This window comes from Enterobacter cloacae complex sp. P2B, assembly GCF_014895985.1.
GTDB lineage: Bacteria > Pseudomonadota > Gammaproteobacteria > Enterobacterales > Enterobacteriaceae > Enterobacter > Enterobacter bugandensis.
The window spans coordinates 150,447-167,951 of the sequence record NZ_JADBQQ010000004.1 but is presented as its reverse complement, the minus strand read 5'-3'; the positions used below and the strand labels follow the sequence as shown (position 1 = coordinate 167,951).

The 17,505-nt window shown below is 54.3% G+C and carries 20 protein-coding genes; 12 read left to right on the top strand and 8 right to left on the bottom strand.

Annotated features, from left to right (window positions below; all coding sequences use genetic code 11):
• The 8 genes from mzrA to IM313_RS03500 all read left to right on the top strand — a co-directional run bounded on the left by mzrA (window position 1) and on the right by IM313_RS03500 (window position 4,087).
• A complete protein-coding gene (gene mzrA, locus IM313_RS03535) occupies window positions 1–384 on the top strand; it encodes an EnvZ/OmpR regulon moderator MzrA (RefSeq protein WP_192971917.1) in 384 nt (127 codons plus the stop codon).
• A 143-nt stretch (window positions 385–527) separates the two neighbouring features.
• The gene (locus IM313_RS03530; protein WP_028014508.1) at window positions 528–896 is read left to right on the top strand and encodes a DUF1090 domain-containing protein; all 369 of its coding nucleotides are present in this window, start codon (window positions 528–530) and stop codon (window positions 894–896) included.
• A 29-nt stretch (window positions 897–925) separates the two neighbouring features.
• Window positions 926–1,231: a YqjD family protein gene (locus IM313_RS03525; protein WP_008503141.1), complete on the top strand. Its 306-nt coding sequence runs from the start codon at window positions 926–928 to the stop codon at window positions 1,229–1,231.
• A gap of 1 nt (window position 1,232) precedes the next feature.
• On the top strand, window positions 1,233–1,631 hold the full coding sequence (locus IM313_RS03520) for a phage holin family protein (protein WP_192971918.1): 399 nt from the start codon (window positions 1,233–1,235) through the stop codon (window positions 1,629–1,631).
• The gene (locus IM313_RS03515) at window positions 1,628–1,924 is read left to right on the top strand and encodes a YqjK-like family protein (protein WP_014885330.1); all 297 of its coding nucleotides are present in this window, start codon (window positions 1,628–1,630) and stop codon (window positions 1,922–1,924) included. The genes IM313_RS03520 and IM313_RS03515 overlap by 4 nt, the downstream gene beginning before the upstream one ends.
• Before the next feature lie 240 nt (window positions 1,925–2,164).
• Entirely contained in the window at window positions 2,165–2,557 is a 393-nt protein-coding gene (locus IM313_RS03510) for a DoxX family protein (RefSeq protein ID WP_014833394.1), read from the top strand.
• Between the two features lie 72 nt (window positions 2,558–2,629).
• Window positions 2,630–3,616, top strand: a complete 987-nt coding sequence (locus tag IM313_RS03505; protein ID WP_028014510.1) for a glutathione S-transferase family protein — start codon at window positions 2,630–2,632, stop codon at window positions 3,614–3,616.
• 105 nt (window positions 3,617–3,721) lie between these two features.
• Window positions 3,722–4,087 (top strand): DUF805 domain-containing protein, encoded by a 366-nt coding sequence (locus tag IM313_RS03500; RefSeq protein ID WP_028014511.1) that lies wholly within the window; start codon window positions 3,722–3,724, stop codon window positions 4,085–4,087.
• Window positions 4,088–4,128: 41 nt separating this feature from the next.
• Here IM313_RS03500 and yhaJ read toward each other — a convergent pair whose 3' ends face one another.
• Entirely contained in the window at window positions 4,129–5,031 is a 903-nt protein-coding gene (gene yhaJ / locus IM313_RS03495; protein ID WP_003862655.1) for a DNA-binding transcriptional regulator YhaJ, read from the bottom strand.
• Window positions 5,032–5,135: 104 nt separating this feature from the next.
• Here yhaJ and IM313_RS03490 point away from each other — a divergent pair, with 104 nt between their 5' ends.
• Window positions 5,136–5,837 carry a pirin family protein gene (locus tag IM313_RS03490; RefSeq protein WP_022649481.1) on the top strand — a complete coding sequence of 234 codons (702 nt, stop codon included), beginning with the start codon at window positions 5,136–5,138 and terminating at the stop codon, window positions 5,835–5,837.
• 53 nt (window positions 5,838–5,890) lie between these two features.
• Here IM313_RS03490 and IM313_RS03485 read toward each other — a convergent pair whose 3' ends face one another.
• Together IM313_RS03485 and IM313_RS03480 are read right to left on the bottom strand one after the other, a co-directional pair.
• On the bottom strand, window positions 5,891–7,192 hold the full coding sequence (locus IM313_RS03485) for a serine dehydratase subunit alpha family protein (protein WP_192971919.1): 1,302 nt from the start codon (window positions 7,190–7,192) through the stop codon (window positions 5,891–5,893).
• A 20-nt stretch (window positions 7,193–7,212) separates the two neighbouring features.
• Window positions 7,213–8,544, bottom strand: a complete 1,332-nt coding sequence (locus IM313_RS03480) for an amino acid permease (RefSeq protein ID WP_041907950.1) — start codon at window positions 8,542–8,544, stop codon at window positions 7,213–7,215.
• Between the two features lie 349 nt (window positions 8,545–8,893).
• Here IM313_RS03480 and IM313_RS03475 point away from each other — a divergent pair, with 349 nt between their 5' ends.
• From IM313_RS03475 to IM313_RS03465, 3 genes are read left to right on the top strand one after another with little or no spacing between them, the layout of a single operon-like run.
• Entirely contained in the window at window positions 8,894–9,343 is a 450-nt protein-coding gene (locus tag IM313_RS03475) for an STM2901 family protein (protein ID WP_045260104.1), read from the top strand.
• A 2-nt stretch (window positions 9,344–9,345) separates the two neighbouring features.
• Window positions 9,346–9,663 (top strand): DUF1493 family protein, encoded by a 318-nt coding sequence (locus IM313_RS03470; RefSeq protein ID WP_045260103.1) that lies wholly within the window; start codon window positions 9,346–9,348, stop codon window positions 9,661–9,663.
• A 21-nt stretch (window positions 9,664–9,684) separates the two neighbouring features.
• On the top strand, window positions 9,685–10,170 hold the full coding sequence (locus IM313_RS03465) for a type VI secretion system tube protein TssD (protein ID WP_048338835.1): 486 nt from the start codon (window positions 9,685–9,687) through the stop codon (window positions 10,168–10,170).
• Window positions 10,171–10,226: 56 nt separating this feature from the next.
• Here IM313_RS03465 and pflB read toward each other — a convergent pair whose 3' ends face one another.
• The 5 genes from pflB to tdcA all read right to left on the bottom strand — a co-directional run bounded on the left by pflB (window position 10,227) and on the right by tdcA (window position 17,122).
• A complete protein-coding gene (gene pflB, locus IM313_RS03460; RefSeq protein WP_192971920.1) occupies window positions 10,227–12,521 on the bottom strand; it encodes a formate C-acetyltransferase in 2,295 nt (764 codons plus the stop codon).
• Between the two features lie 15 nt (window positions 12,522–12,536).
• Complete coding sequence (gene tdcD / locus IM313_RS03455) at window positions 12,537–13,745, bottom strand: propionate kinase (protein ID WP_192971921.1); 1,209 nt, start codon at window positions 13,743–13,745, stop codon at window positions 12,537–12,539.
• Window positions 13,746–13,774: 29 nt separating this feature from the next.
• Window positions 13,775–15,106: a threonine/serine transporter TdcC gene (tdcC, locus tag IM313_RS03450; protein ID WP_028014517.1), complete on the bottom strand. Its 1,332-nt coding sequence runs from the start codon at window positions 15,104–15,106 to the stop codon at window positions 13,775–13,777.
• 9 nt (window positions 15,107–15,115) lie between these two features.
• Window positions 15,116–16,105 (bottom strand): bifunctional threonine ammonia-lyase/L-serine ammonia-lyase TdcB, encoded by a 990-nt coding sequence (gene tdcB, locus IM313_RS03445; protein ID WP_023326154.1) that lies wholly within the window; start codon window positions 16,103–16,105, stop codon window positions 15,116–15,118.
• 96 nt (window positions 16,106–16,201) lie between these two features.
• Window positions 16,202–17,122 (bottom strand): transcriptional regulator TdcA, encoded by a 921-nt coding sequence (gene tdcA, locus IM313_RS03440; protein ID WP_045260099.1) that lies wholly within the window; start codon window positions 17,120–17,122, stop codon window positions 16,202–16,204.
• Window positions 17,123–17,505: the final 383 nt, after the last annotated feature.

Sequence of the window (17,505 nt, the reverse complement as noted above, 5' to 3'; positions counted from 1 at the left end):
ATGGTTATCTCACCGCTCGTCATGCGCCGCTTTGCCTGTGCCTTTATTGCACTGGTGATGCTCAGCGCCGTACTGCTGGCCTGGAACACGCTTTCACATCAGGACGCTACGCTGGCCATTCGCCCGGTAAACCAGGGGGGCGGTGTGCCTGACGGTTTTTCTGTCTGGCATCATCTGGATGCAAACGGCATCCGCTTTAAAAGCATCACCCCGCAGGACGATGTTTTACTGATTAAGTTTGATTCCCGTGCGCAGAGCGCTGCCGCGAAAGCGGTTCTTGACCGTACGCTGCCGCACGGCTATATCATTGCCCAGCAGGAAGATGACAACCCGCCAGCCGCGTGGTTATCATTGATTCGCGATACGTCGCATCGGTTTGGATAACTTCCTGGATTCCGAATCTTTTCACTCACTTTGGTGAATCCCCCGTTTACTTACTATGCTTAAGTACGCGGAGCACCCCTCGAATGTACTCCGCATCATTTTGGATAGCGGCTAACCCCGCAGCACAATGGAAGGTTTCGATAATGAAATTCCGCATGACCCTGGCTCTGGCCCTTTTTTCTTTAAGCACAACGACCTTCGCAAACTCTCTCTGTCAGGAGAAAGAACAGGATATTCAGCGTGAGATCGGTTATGCCGAAAAGCATAACAATCAGCACCGTGTTGATGGTCTCAAAAAAGCGCTGAGCGAAGTGAAAGCGAACTGTTCAGACAGCAAGCTGCGTGCCGATCACCAAAAGAAAATCGCTGAACAGAAGGACGAGATAGCCGAGCGCCGTCAAGACCTGCAGGAAGCGAAAGAGAAAGGGGATGCGGAAAAAATTGCTAAGCGCGAGAAGAAGTTGAAAGAGGCGCAGGACGACCTGAAAGCGCTGGAAGCTCGCGATTATTGAGTTAACGGAAATCTCAACAGGAGAGAATCATGTCAAAAGATACGACGTCTGAACATCTGCGCGCTGAACTGAAATCCCTGGCCGATACCCTTGAAGAGGTGCTGAACTCCTCTGCCGATAAGTCGAAAGAAGAAGTAAGCAAGCTGCGCAGCAAAGCGGAGCAGGCGCTGAAAGAGAGCCGCTACCGCCTGGGTGAAACCGGTGATGCACTGGCGAAACAGACCCGTGAAGCGGCTGCGCGCGCAGATGAATATGTGCGCGACAATCCATGGACGGGAGTTGGTATTGGTGCCGCAGTGGGTGTGGTACTGGGTGTCCTGCTGACGCGTCGTTGATATGGAAGATCCTCGTCACGCACAAGGGCCTGCTAATAACGTCCTCGGCATCGGCCAGCGTATTTTAACGACGCTGGTTGGGATTGCCGAAACGCGCGTCCGGCTGGCAGTGGTCGAACTGGAAGAGGAGAAAGCGAACCTCTTCCAGATGCTGCTGATGCTCGGGCTGACCATGCTCTTCGCCGCGTTTGGTCTGATGAGCCTGATGGTGTTAATCATCTGGGCCATTGACCCGCAGTATCGACTTAACGCGATGATTGCCACGACCGTCGTTCTGCTGGTCGCGGCGCTGATTGGCGGCATATGGACGATGCGTAAAGCGCGCAGGTCCACTTTCCTGCGCCACACGCGCCAGGAACTGGCTAACGATCGCACCCTGCTGGAGGATGACAAGCCGTGAGCGATAAAGCGGAACGTCAGAAGCGAAAAGCGTACCTGTTAAGTCAGATCCAGCAGCAGCGGCTGGATCTGTCTGCCAGCCGCCGTGACTGGATCGACGCGACGCGACGGTTTGACCGTGGCTGGAACACCTTCCTGAGCCTGCGTTCGTGGGCGCTGGTCGGCAGCAGCGTGATGGCTATCTGGACGGTTCGTCATCCGAATATGCTCATCCGCTGGGCCCGACGCGGTTTTGGTGCCTGGAGCGCCTGGCGTCTGGTCAAAGCAACGTTGCGGCAACAACAGCTGCGGTGATAAACGCAAAACGGTAACTCAGGTTACCGTTTTTGTTTTTGCCCTTCTCCCCGTGGGCTGAGGGCACAAGCGCGCACCTGCCCTTACTCAATATCTTTGAAGAAGATTGACAGTTTTCCTTGCTAACAATTGCTACCCGCCCCGTTTACACTCCTCTCCATCGACAGCAGAGCCGCGGTATCTACCCGGAATTGCAGACAAATAATGTTCAGCCGCTTATGTGGTTTCCTGGAGAGTAAAATGAAAAAATTAGAAGATGTTGGTGTACTGGTCGCGCGTATTCTGATGCCAATTCTGTTTATCGTGGCAGGCTGGGGCAAAATCACCGGATATGCGGGTACCCAGCAGTATATGGAAGCCATGGGCGTTCCGGGGTTCCTGCTGCCGCTGACCATTCTGCTTGAGTTTGGCGGCGGCCTGGCGGTTCTGTTCGGCTTTCTGACCCGCACCACCGCGCTGTTTACCGCAGGCTTCACCCTGCTGACCGCGTTCATCTTCCACAGCAACTTTGCGGAAGGCGTGAACTCACTGATGTTTATGAAAAACCTGACCATCGCGGGTGGCTTCCTGCTGCTGGCGATCACCGGCCCAGGCGCATACAGCATCGACCGCGTTCTGAATAAGAAATGGTAAGCACGCTATACTGAATAAACACAAAGCGAGGAGACATCTCCTCGCTTTTGCTATCTGACGGAGGAGTAAAAAATGGGACAACTCGTAGACGGCGTCTGGCAGGATGTCTGGTATGACACCAAATCCACCGGTGGACGCTTTAAGCGCTCTGTTTCGGCCTTCCGTAACTGGCTGACCGCCGACGGCGCCCCCGGCCCGAGTGGCGAAGGGGGCTTCGCGGCGGAGAAAGATCGTTATCATCTGTACGTTTCCCTCGCCTGCCCGTGGGCGCACCGCACGCTGATCGTGCGCAAGCTAAAAGGCCTCGAATCCTTCATTCCGGTTTCAGTCGTCAACCCGTTGATGCTGGAAAACGGCTGGACGTTTGACAGTGATTTCCCTGCGGCAACCGGCGACGATCTTTATCACCACGATTTCCTGTACCAGCTCTATCTGCGCGCCGATCCGCACTACACCGGACGCGTGACCGTGCCGGTGCTGTGGGACAAGAAAAACCAGACGATCGTCAGCAATGAGTCCGCGGAAATCATCCGCATGTTCAATACCGCGTTTGATGCGCACGGCGCCCGCGCCGGGGATTACTACCCGGTCGAGCTACGCGAGAAAATTGACGAGCTGAACAGCTGGATTTACGACAACGTCAACAACGGCGTCTATAAGGCCGGTTTCGCCACCAGCCAGGAAGCCTATGACGAAGCGGTCGGAAAGGTGTTTGAATCGCTGGAGCGCCTGGAGCAGATCCTGGGCCAGCATCGCTACCTGACGGGCGATCGCCTGACGGAAGCGGACATTCGCCTGTGGACCACGCTGGTTCGCTTTGACCCGGTCTATGTCACCCACTTTAAGTGCGATAAACACCGCATCAGCGACTACCTGAACCTGTATGGTTTCCTGCGAGACATCTACCAGATGCCGGGGATCGCGGAGACGGTCGATTTTGACCATATTCGCACCCACTATTTCCGCAGCCACAAGACCATCAACCCGACGGGCATCATCTCCATTGGCCCGTGGCAGGATCTGGATGAACCGCACGGGCGCGACGTGCGTTTCGGATAATTATTTAGGGAATCAATTGATTCCCTTTTTTAATTCACAGCATACATCTATCCTTACCTCGATCGCTTAGAAAACAAGTGATTGACTGATTAAGAGGCAAGGAAAATGGACTGGTATTTAAAAGTACTGCGCAACTACGTTGGATTTGGTGGCCGCGCCCGCCGCAAAGAGTACTGGATGTTCGTTCTGGTGAACTTCGTCCTGATTATGGTGCTGGGCATCGTGGATAAAATCCTTGGCTGGGAGCGCGCCGGCGGTGAAGGCGTACTCACTACGATTTATGGCTTGCTGGTTTTGCTGCCTTCATGGGCCGTGCTGTTTCGTCGTCTCCACGACACCGATCGTTCGGCGTGGTGGCTGCTGTTGCTGTTGATCCCGCTTGTCGGCTGGATCGTGATTTTAATTTTCAACTGCCAGAGCGGGACGCCGGGCGAAAACCGCTTTGGTCCGGATCCTAAGATCGGCGCGTAAATTACAGCCCGGTGGCGCTTACGCTTACCGGGCCTGCTCGCTTATTTGTTGTGATGCGCAAAGAGCTTTGGAATTTCGCGCAGGCACCACGATTTGGCTTCGCCCATGCTGTCGCGGCGCCACGCCATAATAATGTCCACTTCGCTGGTGTACTCCGGGCTCACCACCCTTAGTCGCCCTTCCGCAATATCTTTTTCCACAAACGGGTAAGGCATCGTCGCCACGCCCAAACCGGCCAGCAGCGCCTGCCGCTTGTCTTCCAGTGACGTGACCGTCAGACGCGGCTGTTTATCCAGCAGCTGAACCGTCAGCACCGGACGCTCACGCGCGGTATCCGCCACCGCCACGCCGCGGTACTTCACGCGCGTCACTTCAGAGAGCGGCTCCGGCTCCTGGTGAATCGGGTGATCCGGCGCGGCGACGTAGACGTTCATGACGCTGTAGAGCTTGCGCGAGTTGATTTCTGACGATGAGCGGAAATGCATGTCAGGCGCAATGACGATATCCGCCCTGCCCGTCTCCAGACGCTCCCACGCCCCGGCCAGCACCTCGGTGATGATCGACAGCTGCGTATTGGCCTTCGCCGCCAGGCGGTCTACCAGCGGGAACAGCGCTTCGGTCGGCACCAGCGCTTCGGTGACTAACGTCAGGTGGGTTTCCCAACCTCGCGCCAGCGCTTCGGCGTCCGTGGTGAGCTTGTCCGCCGCTTCCAGCAGCACGCGACCTCGCTCCAGCAGCATCCGCCCCACGTTGGTGAATTTTGTTCGATGACCGGAGCGATCGAAGAGCACGACGTCCAGCTCTTCCTCCAGTTTTTGCATGGTGTAGCTTAGCGCAGACGGAACGCGCCCCAGTTCATCTGCCGCCGCGGCAAAGCTGCCGCGCCGGTCAATCGCGTCCATGACGCGAAGCGCCTCAAGCGTCAATGCTCTCTCTTTAGCCATCTCGTTCTCATTCAGGAAATTTGAACATACCAGGCAGAATATCTGGCTAACAATGCAGCGTCCATACCTTTACCATTGTTTTAGTGTAAAGAGAGGTCAAGTTTATGATTACGACAAGAACAGCGAAACAGTGCGGACAAGCCGATTTCGGTTGGCTGCAGGCCCGCTACACCTTTTCCTTTGGACACTACTTTGACCCTAAACTCCTCGGTTACGCTTCACTGCGCGTGTTGAACCAGGAAGTGCTCGCCCCGGGCGCCTCCTTCCAGCCACGTACGTATCCGAAAGTCGATATCCTGAACCTGATCCTGGAAGGCGAGGCAGAATACCGCGATAGCGAGGGCAATCATGTCCAGGCAAAGGCTGGCGAAGCGTTGTTAATTTCCACGCAGCCGGGCATCAGCTACAGCGAGCATAACCTCAGCAAAGACAAAACGCTGACGCGCATGCAGCTGTGGCTCGACGCCTGCCCTGAGCGAGAAAACCCGCTGGTGCAGAAAATAGATCTGAAGGGCGATAAACAGCAGCTGATTGCCTCGCCTGACGGCAGCAAGGGCAGCTTGCAGCTGCGACAGCAGGTATGGCTACACCATATCGAACTGAAAAAAGGTGAACAGGCAAGCTTCCAGCTGCACGGCCCGCGCGCCTATTTGCAGTCCATTCACGGTACGGTGCATGCGGTAACGCACGCGGAAGAGAAAGAAGCGCTCACCTGCGGCGACGGGGCGTTTATTCGTGACGAAGCGAATATCACCCTGGTGGCGGATACGCCGCTGCGCGCGCTGCTGATTGATTTGCCGGTGTAAGAGTTGCTCGATCGGTCCCTCTCCCCTTTGGGAAGAGGGACGAATGCCAATCGCTACACCTTACTCGCCATAATCTCAATAATCTGCCGGTCCGTTGCCTGCATTGAGCGGCACGCCAGGGCGCACAGGTTAGAGATAGACTGTTCCACGTCGTGGGCCACAATCCCCTCGTTGCCCGTCACGCCCGACTCATCCAGCGCCATCATCACGGCTTTCCAGGCGCTGGTGACGCTGGTCGAGACTTTCATGGCGCAGCTGTTAGACGCCCCGTCGCAGATCATCCCGCTGACGTCACCGATCATACTGCCGATGGCCATTGCAATCGTCTGATAGCTTCCGCCCATCAGCCACGCCATCCCTGCGGCGGCCCCCATACCGGCCGTTGTCGCCGCACACAGCGCGGACAAACGCGGAAGCTGGTAATGGATGTAGATAGCCGACAGATGCGAGAGCATCAGCGCCCGCGCCAGCCATTCGTCATCGGCCTGAATATGTTCAGCGACCACGACAACCGGCATGGTGGCTGTAATCCCCTGGTTCCCGGAGCCCGAGTTGCTCATCGCCGGCAGCGTCGCGCCGCCCATGCGGGCATCCGAGGCCGCGCTGGTGCGGATAACGATGTCTGAACCCAGATCCTGCGCCATCCATCCGCGTGCGCGCTGCTTATTGAGGGTGGCGCCAATGTGTAGCCCCCACTTCCCGCTAAGCCCTTCACGAGAGAGCGCGTCGTTCAGTTGCCCTGCATCCAGGATAAAGCGGATCGCCTCGAACGGTACCTGTTCGACAAACTCCAGGATCTGCGAGAGCGTGGTGTTTGACAGTACCGCCAGCGGATCGTTACTTACCTCGGCCTGCCGCTTGTCAAGACTGAAGCGCGTTTCGCCGTGACAAACCACCTCCACCACGCGGGTATGTCCGCCCGCAATGGTCACCATGGCCGAGGCCTCACCGGCGTAGACGCAGGCACGTGAATAGAGGATCTCATCGCACGGCTCCTGCAATTTCACCTGCACCAGACCGGCGTTAAGCATTGCTTTGGCCCGCGCCAGCGCATCGGCGGTGACATCTTTCAGCACCTCCAGCCCCGCCTGCGCATTGCCACCGATGGCACCCAGCGCCGCCGCAATGGGCAGCCCGACCATGCCGGTGCCCGGCACCGTTACGCCAAGCCCGTTCTTCATCAGATTCGGCGATACCCACGCCTCAATCTTCGTGACGTCGCCGGGCAGTTGCTCTGCGGCAATCGCACAGGCAAGAGCCAGAGAAACGGGCTCGGTGCACCCCAGCGCAGGCTTAACTTCTTCCTGCACTACGCGAATAAATTGATTCCATAAAGGATGAGTTTGCTCAGACATCGTTACGACCTTATTTGCCCTCAGGAAAATGCGAGGAAAGGAGAAACACAAAGCAGCAGCCCGGTGATAACAATAATCACCAGCGATACGCCCTTATATTTATGCAGCGCCGGTACCTTGTAGACCAGCCATGCAGGGATCAGGCAGCCCACCATGCCGAAGATGGGGCTACAGATAGAGGTGAAGCTCAGTACCGGCGCGTTTAACACGATCGCGCTCCAGGCCAGCAGGATAGCGAACAGCATGATCCCGCGCTGGACGATGCTTTCATTAATACGTTCAGCCGGCATTTTACGGCGCAGGATATTCATCACGATCCCCTGCGTGGCTTCGCGGAAGCCGAGATAGACACCGAAGAAGGCGGTCATCACGGCAAAAATATTGAGGATCACGCTGACGATTTTGACCCAGCCCGCGCCGTCGCCGCTGATAAACTGCGCCGCAATCGCCAGGGCGGAAATGTTCTGCTCGTAGGCTTTCACCGCTTCGTCGTGTCCCATCGCCAGGGTGAAAGAGACGGCGTAGAAGAAGACCGTGACAAACAGTATGCCAAAGGCGATATTCATCGCCCGCAGCGCCTTATGACGCGCCACCTCAACGGATTTTTCCCGTGAACGATAGGAAATCACCATCGGGCTTAATGTCTGGATAAACAGAATGGAGGTTAAGGTAAAGGGCAGCGTAATAATGGCATTTTTTATCAGCAACCCCATTGGCGGCAGCATGCCCACGTTGGCTAAATGCCAGAGGCCGATCATCGAAAGCCCCAGCGCCGCCACCACAAATAATTTGGTCAGTACCATCAGACTGGAGACTTTAAACAGCAGCTTTTCACCGCGCGAAGAGATGGCGACCAGAATACAGATCAGGAATAAGCCGTAGAAGGGATTTTCCGACAGCAACCCCTCGGTGACACCGAAAGTGTGCAAATAGGATGCGCTGTCGTTGGTGATAGCCGTGGAATAGACAAACATCCAGATGACCAGCATCACGAAATAAAGTGCACCTAATAAGATGCCCCAGTTTTTACCTAAATAACCGCTAATCACGCTCGGGTAGTCTTTACATTCCGGGGATTCCGCCAGCGTATTAATAAATAATCGCTGGAAGAGGTACATGGCCGGATAGCCAATTATCGATGAGAGCAAAAAGACCCACAGCCCCATTAATCCAACCTGCACCGGAAGAAAAACGATTCCCGCGCCGATAGCCATCCCGATACTCATGATGACCCAGCCCGTGTCGGTGCTGTCGAATTTGATCGCCTCTCGCCATTCGCTTTCGCTCATTCCCGCCCGCCTTGCCGCAGGGGAATCACTCACAATCACACTGCTGTTTGTTGCCATATTCATTGGGCACTCGCTTATTTTGTAGGGTAAACAATTGTTTTTATTAGGTTCCGATCGCCAGCGATTGCGAGTCAGAGAGTGCAGGTGTGTGTTGTTGGTATGGGAAGATCATATCCGTAGCGCGGGAGAAAAAAGTCACAATCTTTATGCGGACTTCCTAAATTTAGAGAAAAAAACGCCTCATTTTTAATGATGTTTGGTAAAAAATTCTAAAAGTGACGAATTTCACAGAATCAATATATTTAAGAAATGGATCTTTTTTAGGAATTTATAAAGAGGATTGTTCTACTTTATGCCTTCAAATTTTTATACGATAGCATCACTGAAACCACTCTATTATTATGGCTATGATATGGATACCGTTGAAGAGCTCAATGGAACATACTTCTATAAAGGTGTATGTAATATCTCGGCGTCTGAGTTATTTTTTTGGATTTTCCTTGATACTACCGATGAACAGTTCGGTGGATTAAAAGATGCAGTAATGATGGCTACTATGATCCTTGGTTTACCTATACTTGAGACCAGAACAAAGCCAGAAACGGCTACTATAGGTACTTCCGTGGCTTCTAAGTATCTTCGTGATCTTCTGAATGTACAGCTACCACACCGATTACCTACGATTACCCTCGCAAGCTTTAAATACCGAAAACCAATGTATACCAAAAACTTAGGTGCATTCATTGGTCGATGGATCCCTGCATTGGGGATAACCATACTTGCTGCTGATCTTGCAACGATAAGTTACAAAACACTCTCACGATATAATACGATTGCTCACCCTAAAGATCGGATTTGGTGAATATGAATAGTGAAAATGATGTTTTGAAGTTCTTCAGGGAAAATTTACCAGAACAGGGAACATTTACGGGCAAGAGGATCCCGCTCGAGTTAGACGATGTTTTACAGGATTACACCGATCTGGATGATATCGTTTATGTCATTGAGAAGTTTGAGAAAAAGTATCTTATCAATGTGCCCACGCAAAACTATTTCCCCTGGACTCAAACTTGGTTTTTCAGAAAATGGTTTACGCAAGAACCCGTTAAACAAATATCGAAGCCATTAACCGTAAGAATGTTTGCTGAGGCGGTAAAAGCAGGCACATGGATCCACCACTGATTTTCGAAAGGAGCATGATTTATGGCTGTACCGGTTCATATTTGGTTTTTTGACGATGGCGGCTCACTTATTAAGGGTTCAAGTGATGTACAGGATCGGGAAGGGAGTGTTGAAATTAGAGGGTTAACCCATAATTTAAGTATTCCAACAGATCCTCTTTCCGGGAGATTAACCGGAACGCGCAAACATGCCCCTTTCTTGTTCGAGAAGGAGATAGATAGTTCATCTCCGTATCTTTATAAGGCTGTGGCTACAGGGCAAAACCTAAAAAAAGTTGAGATAAGATATTATCGAATTAACGATGCGGGAAGGGAAGTTGAATACTTCAGAACTGAACTGGAAGGTGTAAAGGTCGTATCAATCTCCCCTATTGTTAACGATACACGTAACTGTCCCGGTACGGGCCATCTTGAATCCATTCAGTTGAGATACGAAAAAGCAATCTGGACTTACTGCGATGGCAATATTCAATTTTCTGATGCATGGAATGAACGAACATCTGCATGATTTTTAGCAGACAAAAAAGCCCCCTTATCTGAAGGGGGCGGATTATTTGGCCTGCGTCACATCGCCTGCGTAAACGTCCTCGAAATCACGTCCTGCTGCTGCTCGCGCGTCAGAGCGTTAAACCGTACCGCATAGCCGGATACGCGAATTGTCAGGTTCGGGTAGTTCTCCGGATGGGCAATGGCATCCAGCAGCATCTCCCGGTTCATGACGTTGACGTTCAGGTGCTGCCCGCCCTCAATAGACGCTTCGTGATGGAAGTACCCATCCAGCAGCCCCACCAGGTTGGTTTTGCGCACCAGTTCATCCTTGCCCAGCGCCTGCGGCACAATGGAGAAGGTATAGGAGATCCCGTCTTTCGCGTAGGTAAACGGCAGCTTGGCGACCGACGTTAGCGAAGCCACCGCCCCTTTCCTGTCGCGACCGTGCATCGGGTTGGCACCAGGCGCAAACGGCGTGCCGCCGCGGCGTCCGTCCGGCGTGTTGCCCGTTTTCTGGCCGTAGACCACGTTGGAGGTGATAGTCAGGATCGACTGAGTCGGCACCGCGTTGCGATACGTCGGCAGCGCCTGGATCTTCTTCATAAATCGCTCCACCAGGTCGCAGGCGATGCTGTCCACGCGATCGTCATTATTGCCGTACTGCGGATAGTCCCCTTCGATGACGAAGTCCACCGCCAGGCCGCTGTGGTCGCGCACTGGTTTCACCGTGGCGTACTTAATCGCCGACAGGGAATCCGCCGCCACCGACAGCCCGGCAATGCCGCAGGCCATGGTGCGATAGACGTCACGATCGTGCAACGCCATCAGCGAGGCTTCGTAACTGTACTTATCATGCATGTAGTGAATGAGATTCAGCGCGCTGATGTACTGCACCGCCAGCCAGTCCATAAAGTGGTCGAGGCTCGCCATCACGGTGTCGTAATCCAGCACGTCGTCCAGCAGCGGCTCGGTTTTCGGGCCGACCTGGATCTTCAGCTTCTCGTCCACCCCGCCGTTGATCGCGTACAGCAGCGTTTTGGCGAGGTTGGCGCGAGCGCCGAAGAACTGCATCTGCTTGCCGATCACCATTGGGCTGACGCAGCAGGCAATGGCGTAGTCGTCGCTGTTGAAGTCGGCGCGCATAAGATCGTCGTTCTCATACTGCAGCGACGAGGTGACGATCGACACCTGCGCGGCGTATTTCTTAAACGCGATCGGCAGCTGTTCAGACCAGAGGATCGTCAGGTTCGGCTCCGGCGCGGGCCCCATGGTATGCAGGGTATGCAGGTAGCGGAAGCTATTTTTGGTCACCAGCGTACGGCCATCCAGCCCCATGCCGCCGATCACTTCCGTGGCCCAGATCGGATCGCCGGAGAAGAGCGTGTCGAACTCCGGCGTGCGCAGGAAGCGCACCATGCGGATCTTCATGATGAAGTGGTCGATCAGCTCCTGGGCCTGCACCTCGTTCAGCCGCCCCGCCTGCATGTCTCGCTCAATGTAGATATCAAGGAACGAGGCCGTACGCCCCAGCGACATCGCCCCGCCGTTCTGGGATTTCACTGCGGCAAGGTAGGCAAAATAGACCCACTGCACCGCTTCCTGCGCGTTCATCGCAGGACGTGAAATATCAAAGCCATAGTTCGCCGCCATCTGCTGGATCTGCAGCAGCGCGCGCCTGTGCTCCGCCAGCTCCTCGCGCAGGCGGATCGTTGCCTCCAGATCTTCGCCGCGCTCTAGCCTCCCCTGAAGATCGGCGAACTGAAGTTCACGCTCGCGCACCAGATAGCTGATGCCGTACAGCGCCACACGGCGGTAATCGCCGATAATGCGCCCGCGCCCGTAGCCGTCCGGCAGACCGGTCAGCACGCCAGATTTACGGCAGCGCATCATCTCCGGGGAGTAAACGTCAAACACGCCCTGGTTGTGGGTTTTACGCAGGTCGGTAAACAGGTATTCGAACTGCGGATCCATTTCCCGCCCGTAGGCTTCGAACGAGCTGCGGATCATATTGATCCCGCCGTACGGATGCAGGGCGCGCTTGAGCGGCTTGTCGGTTTGCAGGCCGACGATCGTCTCAAGATCCTGGTCGATATAGCCCGGTCCGTGGGCGGTAATGGTGGTGGCAATGTTGGTGTCGAAATCCACCGGAGCGTGGGTGGCATTCTCCTGGCGAATGCCGACCATCACCTTCTGCCACAGCGCCGTCGTTGCTGGCGTCGCCTGCGCGAGGAAAGCTTCATCGCCTTCATAAGGGGTGTAGTTATGCTGAATAAAATCGCGGACGTTAACGGCGTTTTTCCATTCTTCACCGCGAAACCCGGCCCATGCGTCGCTGTAGGGCGCGACGCCCGTATCGATTGTTACTTTCATGTGATTCTCGCTTTATCAGGCGTAAGCCGCGGCCGGGATGACCTTCCCAAGACGGAGGGCGTCCAGCGCGATCATTTTTTCTTCGTTGGTAGGGATAACCGCGCAGGTCACGCGGGACGACTCGGTGGAGATGACGCGCTCACCCGCGCTGCCCGGCAGAGCGTTTTTCGCCTCGTCGAGCGCGATGCCAAACACCTTCAGATGTTCCGCCACCAGCGCGCGGATCAGCGTGGAGTTTTCACCGATGCCGCCAGTGAAGATCACGCCATCCAGACGGTGCAGAGACGCGACGTGACCGGCGATATGCCGCGCTATGCGGTGGACAAAGGTCTTTATCGCCAGCTGTGCCCGGTCATTGCCGTCATGCCAGGCTTTCTCCAGCGCACGTAAATCGGAGGAGATACCGGAGATGCCAAGCAACCCGGACTCTTTGTTGACCACGCGCTCCAGATCCTCGAACGACTGGCCGGTCTGCTGGGCAATCCACGCCATTGCGCCGAAGTCCACGTCGCCGCAGCGCGTGCCCATCACCAGCCCCTCCAGCGGCGTCATCCCCATTGAGGTATCGACGCTTTTACCGTTGCGCACCGCGCAGATGGACGCCCCGTTGCCGAGATGGGCAATCACCAGGCCGCTGTCATCGTATGACAGCCCGAGGAGCGCGTGTGCCTGCGCGGACACGTAGCGGTGAGAGGTGCCGTGGAAGCCGTAGCGGCGCACGCCCAGCTCTTCAAAATAGCGGTACGGCAGACCGTACAGATACGCCTGCGGCGCCATGGTCTGGTGGAAGCTGGTGTCAAATACCGCCACCTGCTGCACGCCGGGGAACAGGCGCTCTGCGGCTTCCACGCCGCTCAGATTGGCGTAGTTATGCAGCGGCGCCAGCGGGGAAACCAGGCGGATCTGCTCAATGACCTCTTCCGTGATGAGGGTCGACTCGCTGAAGAGATCGCCGCCGTGAGCGATGCGGTGGCCAATCAGGGCCACGCTGCTCATCAAGTCGCGTTTCTCCAGCTCGAGGGCGATGGCGGCCAGCGCCCCTTCGTAGTCCTGGTGAGCCAGTCTGACCGGCTCACCCCCGTTCACGGAAATACAGGCTTTTTCAGTGTTGATGCCGTCCGCAATGCCCGTCAGCAGGGCATCGCAGCCTGCTGCGTCCAGCACCGAAAACTTAACGGAGGACGATCCGCAGTTAATAACCAGTACTACCGGAAATTCAGTCATGTATTACTCCGCTCTTCCTGAGCTTTGGCTTAAAACAGTTTGTAAACGATATTCAGAATGGTCAGCAGGCCGACCACGGTCACGAAGATGTTCTCGGTCCGGCCTTTGTATTTCGCCAGCGCGGGCGCTTTACGAATGGCGTACATCGGCAGCAGACACAGCAGAGAGGCGATAATTGGCGCCCCCATGGCTTCAATAAGGTCGAGAATGTTCGGGTTGGCGTAGGCCACAATCCAGGTGGAGCCCATGATGAAAATCATGCTGATGGTGTTCAGCTTGCCGACGGAGACGTTCTTCTTATCGCCCTTGTAGCCGAACTTGAGGATCAGGCCGTTCAGCCCCTCCAGCGTGCCCAGGTAGTGGCCGAAGAAGGATTTAAAGATAGCGACCAGCGCGATGATGGAGGCGCCGTATTCCAGCACCGTGGCGAACGTGGATTTACTGCCCGACATCGAGGCAAAGTGGTTCGCAAGGTAAGAGAGCACCGGAATGTTCTGCGCTTTGGCATCCGCCATGTTCTGCGGAGAGAGCGTAAACAGGCAGCTAAAGGCGAAGAACATCACCACCGCCACCATCAGCAGGCTGGCGCGACCGATGATTTTGGAACATTTCTGCTCGGTGAATTCTTTCCCGAACTCCGGCTCGTACTCTTCGCGCTTGGAGACCACAAACGAGGAGACGATGGGCGAGAAGTTAAAGGAGAAGACCATGATGGAGATCCCCAGCCACACCGTGACCAGAATGCCGTCATGACCGGTAAAGGCGATATCGCTCAGGTTGACCTGGTCGATCACCGCCGAGTTCCAGTACGGGATCAGCGACAGGGAAATCAGCACCAGGCTGGCAATGAACGGGAACACCAGGTAGCTCATCACCTTCACCATCAGGTCTTTCCCGAACCAGATCACAAAGGCCATCAGCAGCAGCAGGAACAGCGCCACCACGCCGCGGTTCAGCGCAGGCATCTGGAGCTGGTTTTCCCAGAAGGTCATAAAGGTGTTAGTAATGGTGACGCCGTAAATCCACAGCAGCGGGCAAATGGCGAAGAAGTAGAGGAAGGTGATCACCACCCCACCGGTTTTCCCGAAGTGCTCTTCCACCGTCTCGGTGATGTTGCCGGAGACGTTGCTGCCGGACAAACAGAGGCGCGCCAGCGCGCGGTGGCAGTAAAACGCAATCGGGAAGGCGAGTACCAGCATCAGCAGGATGGGGATCAGTCCGCCAAAGCCTGCGCGAATGGGGAAGAACAGCACGCCTGCGCCAATGGCGGTACCAAACAGGCCGAGCGTCCATGTGGTGTCAGACTTACGCCAGGAGGACGTTTTTGTCTGGCCAACGATAATGCTTTCTGTGTTGCTCATAGGTCACCTTTATGCGTCAACGAAGCCGGTAATTTGGGAAACACGGGAGAGATCGATATTGCCGCCGGAAATAATGCAGACGGTTTTACGGCCCTGAATATAGTGGTCAAGCTTGCCGCTTAATAACGCCGCGCAGGCCAGCGCGCCCGCACCTTCCGTCACCACTTTATTTCGCTGAATAAGGGCAATCATGCTGTTGCGAATATCGTCTTCACTCACCAGCACAATGTCATCGACCAGTTCACGAACAATTTCGAAGGTTAATTTACCCGGACGAGACACGTCGCAGCCGTCGGCTAATGTGCCGGTAACGCGATGGTTGGTTATTTCTCCGGCCTGCCAGGAAGCCGCCATTCCGTGAACGTTTTCAGACTGTACGCCGATAATATTGATTGTCGGGTTGATGGATTTAATTGCTGTCGCAATACCGGCAATTAAGCCGCCGCCGCCGATAGGGACAATCACGTTATCCACGTCGTAAAGATCTTCGAGAATTTCGAGGCCGATGGTGCCCTGCCCGGCAATGACTTTCGCATCGTCATAAGGCGGAATAAATATGCGCCCCTCCATCTCGACGATTTCGCTCACCTTAGCGATGGTGTCGTTAAAGTTCTCGCCGTGCAGCACCACTTCCGCCGAATAGTCGCGGGTAGCGGCGACCTTGGATTTTGGCGCGCCCATCGGCATCACCACTTTGCCGTCGATACCGAGCATGGCGCAGGAGAGCGACACCCCCTGAGCGTGGTTTCCTGCGGAGCAGGCCACTACCCCTTTGCGTTTTTCTGCGTCCGTCAACGAACTTAACTTATTAAACGCCCCGCGTATTTTAAACGAACCGGTACGCTGCATATTTTCAAACTTAAGAAATATCTCACCCTTACAGCGTTCGCTGAGATAATTTGAGCGCGGCATGCCGGTTTTATAAATTTTTCCCGCCAGGCGTTTTCTGGCGTCCTGAATATCTTCAATGGTCACCGGGAGATCGTAGGTAATGTGCATAATATCCTCGTTATAATAATTCATTGTTTTCAGGCAAAGTCAGGGTATCAGAGCGTTAAAAAGCGTCGCTCCGGGTGTTTTAAAACTTAATTATTTTTATCGTCGTTTATCGATATCCATCGACGAATATTGTTTTGCCAGTTCAACTAATACTGACGCCGATTTTTTAATACTGTAATTTTTCGACCACACGGCGGCATAGCGCGCCACGGGTAATTCATCTTCCACCGGCAGGACGATAAACTGGTCCGAACCGAACGGCGCAATCATGTCACGGGGGATCACCGTCAGGTAATCGGCATTAAGGACAAGGTTATAGATAGTGACGACGGAATCGGTCTGGACGATGTTTTCAATGCTGATGCGGTTGTCTTGCAGGGTGGTCAGGAGTTCGTTGTAGTAGCCCATATCGGTTTGCGGCATCACCCACTGCTCATGCGTAAGTGATGCCAATCTGGTCGGGCCGGTGCACGTTCGTGATTTACTCGCCACCAGCACAAACTCGGATTCAAACAGTGGCTCAACGTGAAGATCCTGAAGCAACATTCCGTCGCTCAGCGTGCCGATGGCAAAATCCAGCCGACCGTCGCGAATGGCGGGCAGGAATGAAGAGAGCTGCGCTTCATACATGGAGACGCGCGCTTTCGGGAACACTTCCCTGAATTTTTTGATCATCTCAGACAGGAAGGTGAAGCCAATCAGCGACGGATAGCCAAAGGAGACGTCCATGACGGTACTGAAACTGAGGCTGTTGATTTCGCTCACCATGTTTTTCATTTCGCGGGTGATCGACTCAGCGTATGACAGCAGCACCTGACCAGCGGCAGTGAGTTTTACGCCGGTGTTTTTACGCACCATCACTTCTACCCCGAAGTAGGATTCGATGTCGCTGATGATTTTGCTGACGGCGGGTTGCGTCAGGCCTAGTTGTCTTGCGGCAGAACCTATGGAGCCACTTTTAATGACTTCCTGAAATACCACGAGGTGCTGAGTTTTCGGTAGAATAATAGTATTCATAATATTCTGCGCTTATTTCCCTATGACGCAGCGGATTCTACCCAATAATGTTTCAGGGGGTATGTGCTGTTACTCACAATTTGCTTCCCCGCGCATTTTACGGGCACAACAAGAACCTAAAAAACACTTTACAATCAATATTATACAAAATTAAAAGCACACCATTACGCTGATATCGATCAATAAAATCAGCAGTAATAAATTTATTTTATGGCGATAACCTTGATAAATTTCTCTACGTTAAATAAATCAATAAAGATGAACTTTCAGACAATTAAAGGCCAATAAATAACCGTTATTCCTTTTAAACATTCTTTCAAATTATCAAATTTTGCAGAGGATTTTTGGACAGCTTTTTATAAACAGTGGAATACGTCACACAT

Bases quoted from the DNA above. Each gene is read 5' to 3' on its own strand.
- mzrA (WP_192971917.1), top strand. From the start codon at position 1: ATGGTTATCTCACCGCTCGTCATGCGCCGCTTTGCCTGTGCCTTTATT.
- IM313_RS03530 (WP_028014508.1), top strand. From the start codon at position 528: ATGAAATTCCGCATGACCCTGGCTCTGGCCCTTTTTTCTTTAAGCACA.
- IM313_RS03525 (WP_008503141.1), top strand. From the start codon at position 926: ATGTCAAAAGATACGACGTCTGAACATCTGCGCGCTGAACTGAAATCC.
- IM313_RS03520 (WP_192971918.1), top strand. From the start codon at position 1,233: ATGGAAGATCCTCGTCACGCACAAGGGCCTGCTAATAACGTCCTCGGC.
- IM313_RS03510 (WP_014833394.1), top strand. From the start codon at position 2,165: ATGAAAAAATTAGAAGATGTTGGTGTACTGGTCGCGCGTATTCTGATG.
- IM313_RS03505 (WP_028014510.1), top strand. From the start codon at position 2,630: ATGGGACAACTCGTAGACGGCGTCTGGCAGGATGTCTGGTATGACACC.
- IM313_RS03500 (WP_028014511.1), top strand. From the start codon at position 3,722: ATGGACTGGTATTTAAAAGTACTGCGCAACTACGTTGGATTTGGTGGC.
- yhaJ (WP_003862655.1), bottom strand. From the start codon at position 5,031: ATGGCTAAAGAGAGAGCATTGACGCTTGAGGCGCTTCGCGTCATGGAC.
- IM313_RS03490 (WP_022649481.1), top strand. From the start codon at position 5,136: ATGATTACGACAAGAACAGCGAAACAGTGCGGACAAGCCGATTTCGGT.
- IM313_RS03485 (WP_192971919.1), bottom strand. From the start codon at position 7,192: ATGTCTGAGCAAACTCATCCTTTATGGAATCAATTTATTCGCGTAGTG.
- IM313_RS03480 (WP_041907950.1), bottom strand. From the start codon at position 8,544: ATGAATATGGCAACAAACAGCAGTGTGATTGTGAGTGATTCCCCTGCG.
- IM313_RS03475 (WP_045260104.1), top strand. From the start codon at position 8,894: ATGGATACCGTTGAAGAGCTCAATGGAACATACTTCTATAAAGGTGTA.
- IM313_RS03470 (WP_045260103.1), top strand. From the start codon at position 9,346: ATGAATAGTGAAAATGATGTTTTGAAGTTCTTCAGGGAAAATTTACCA.
- IM313_RS03465 (WP_048338835.1), top strand. From the start codon at position 9,685: ATGGCTGTACCGGTTCATATTTGGTTTTTTGACGATGGCGGCTCACTT.
- pflB (WP_192971920.1), bottom strand. From the start codon at position 12,521: ATGAAAGTAACAATCGATACGGGCGTCGCGCCCTACAGCGACGCATGG.
- tdcD (WP_192971921.1), bottom strand. From the start codon at position 13,745: ATGACTGAATTTCCGGTAGTACTGGTTATTAACTGCGGATCGTCCTCC.
- tdcC (WP_028014517.1), bottom strand. From the start codon at position 15,106: ATGAGCAACACAGAAAGCATTATCGTTGGCCAGACAAAAACGTCCTCC.
- tdcB (WP_023326154.1), bottom strand. From the start codon at position 16,105: ATGCACATTACCTACGATCTCCCGGTGACCATTGAAGATATTCAGGAC.
- tdcA (WP_045260099.1), bottom strand. From the start codon at position 17,122: ATGAATACTATTATTCTACCGAAAACTCAGCACCTCGTGGTATTTCAG.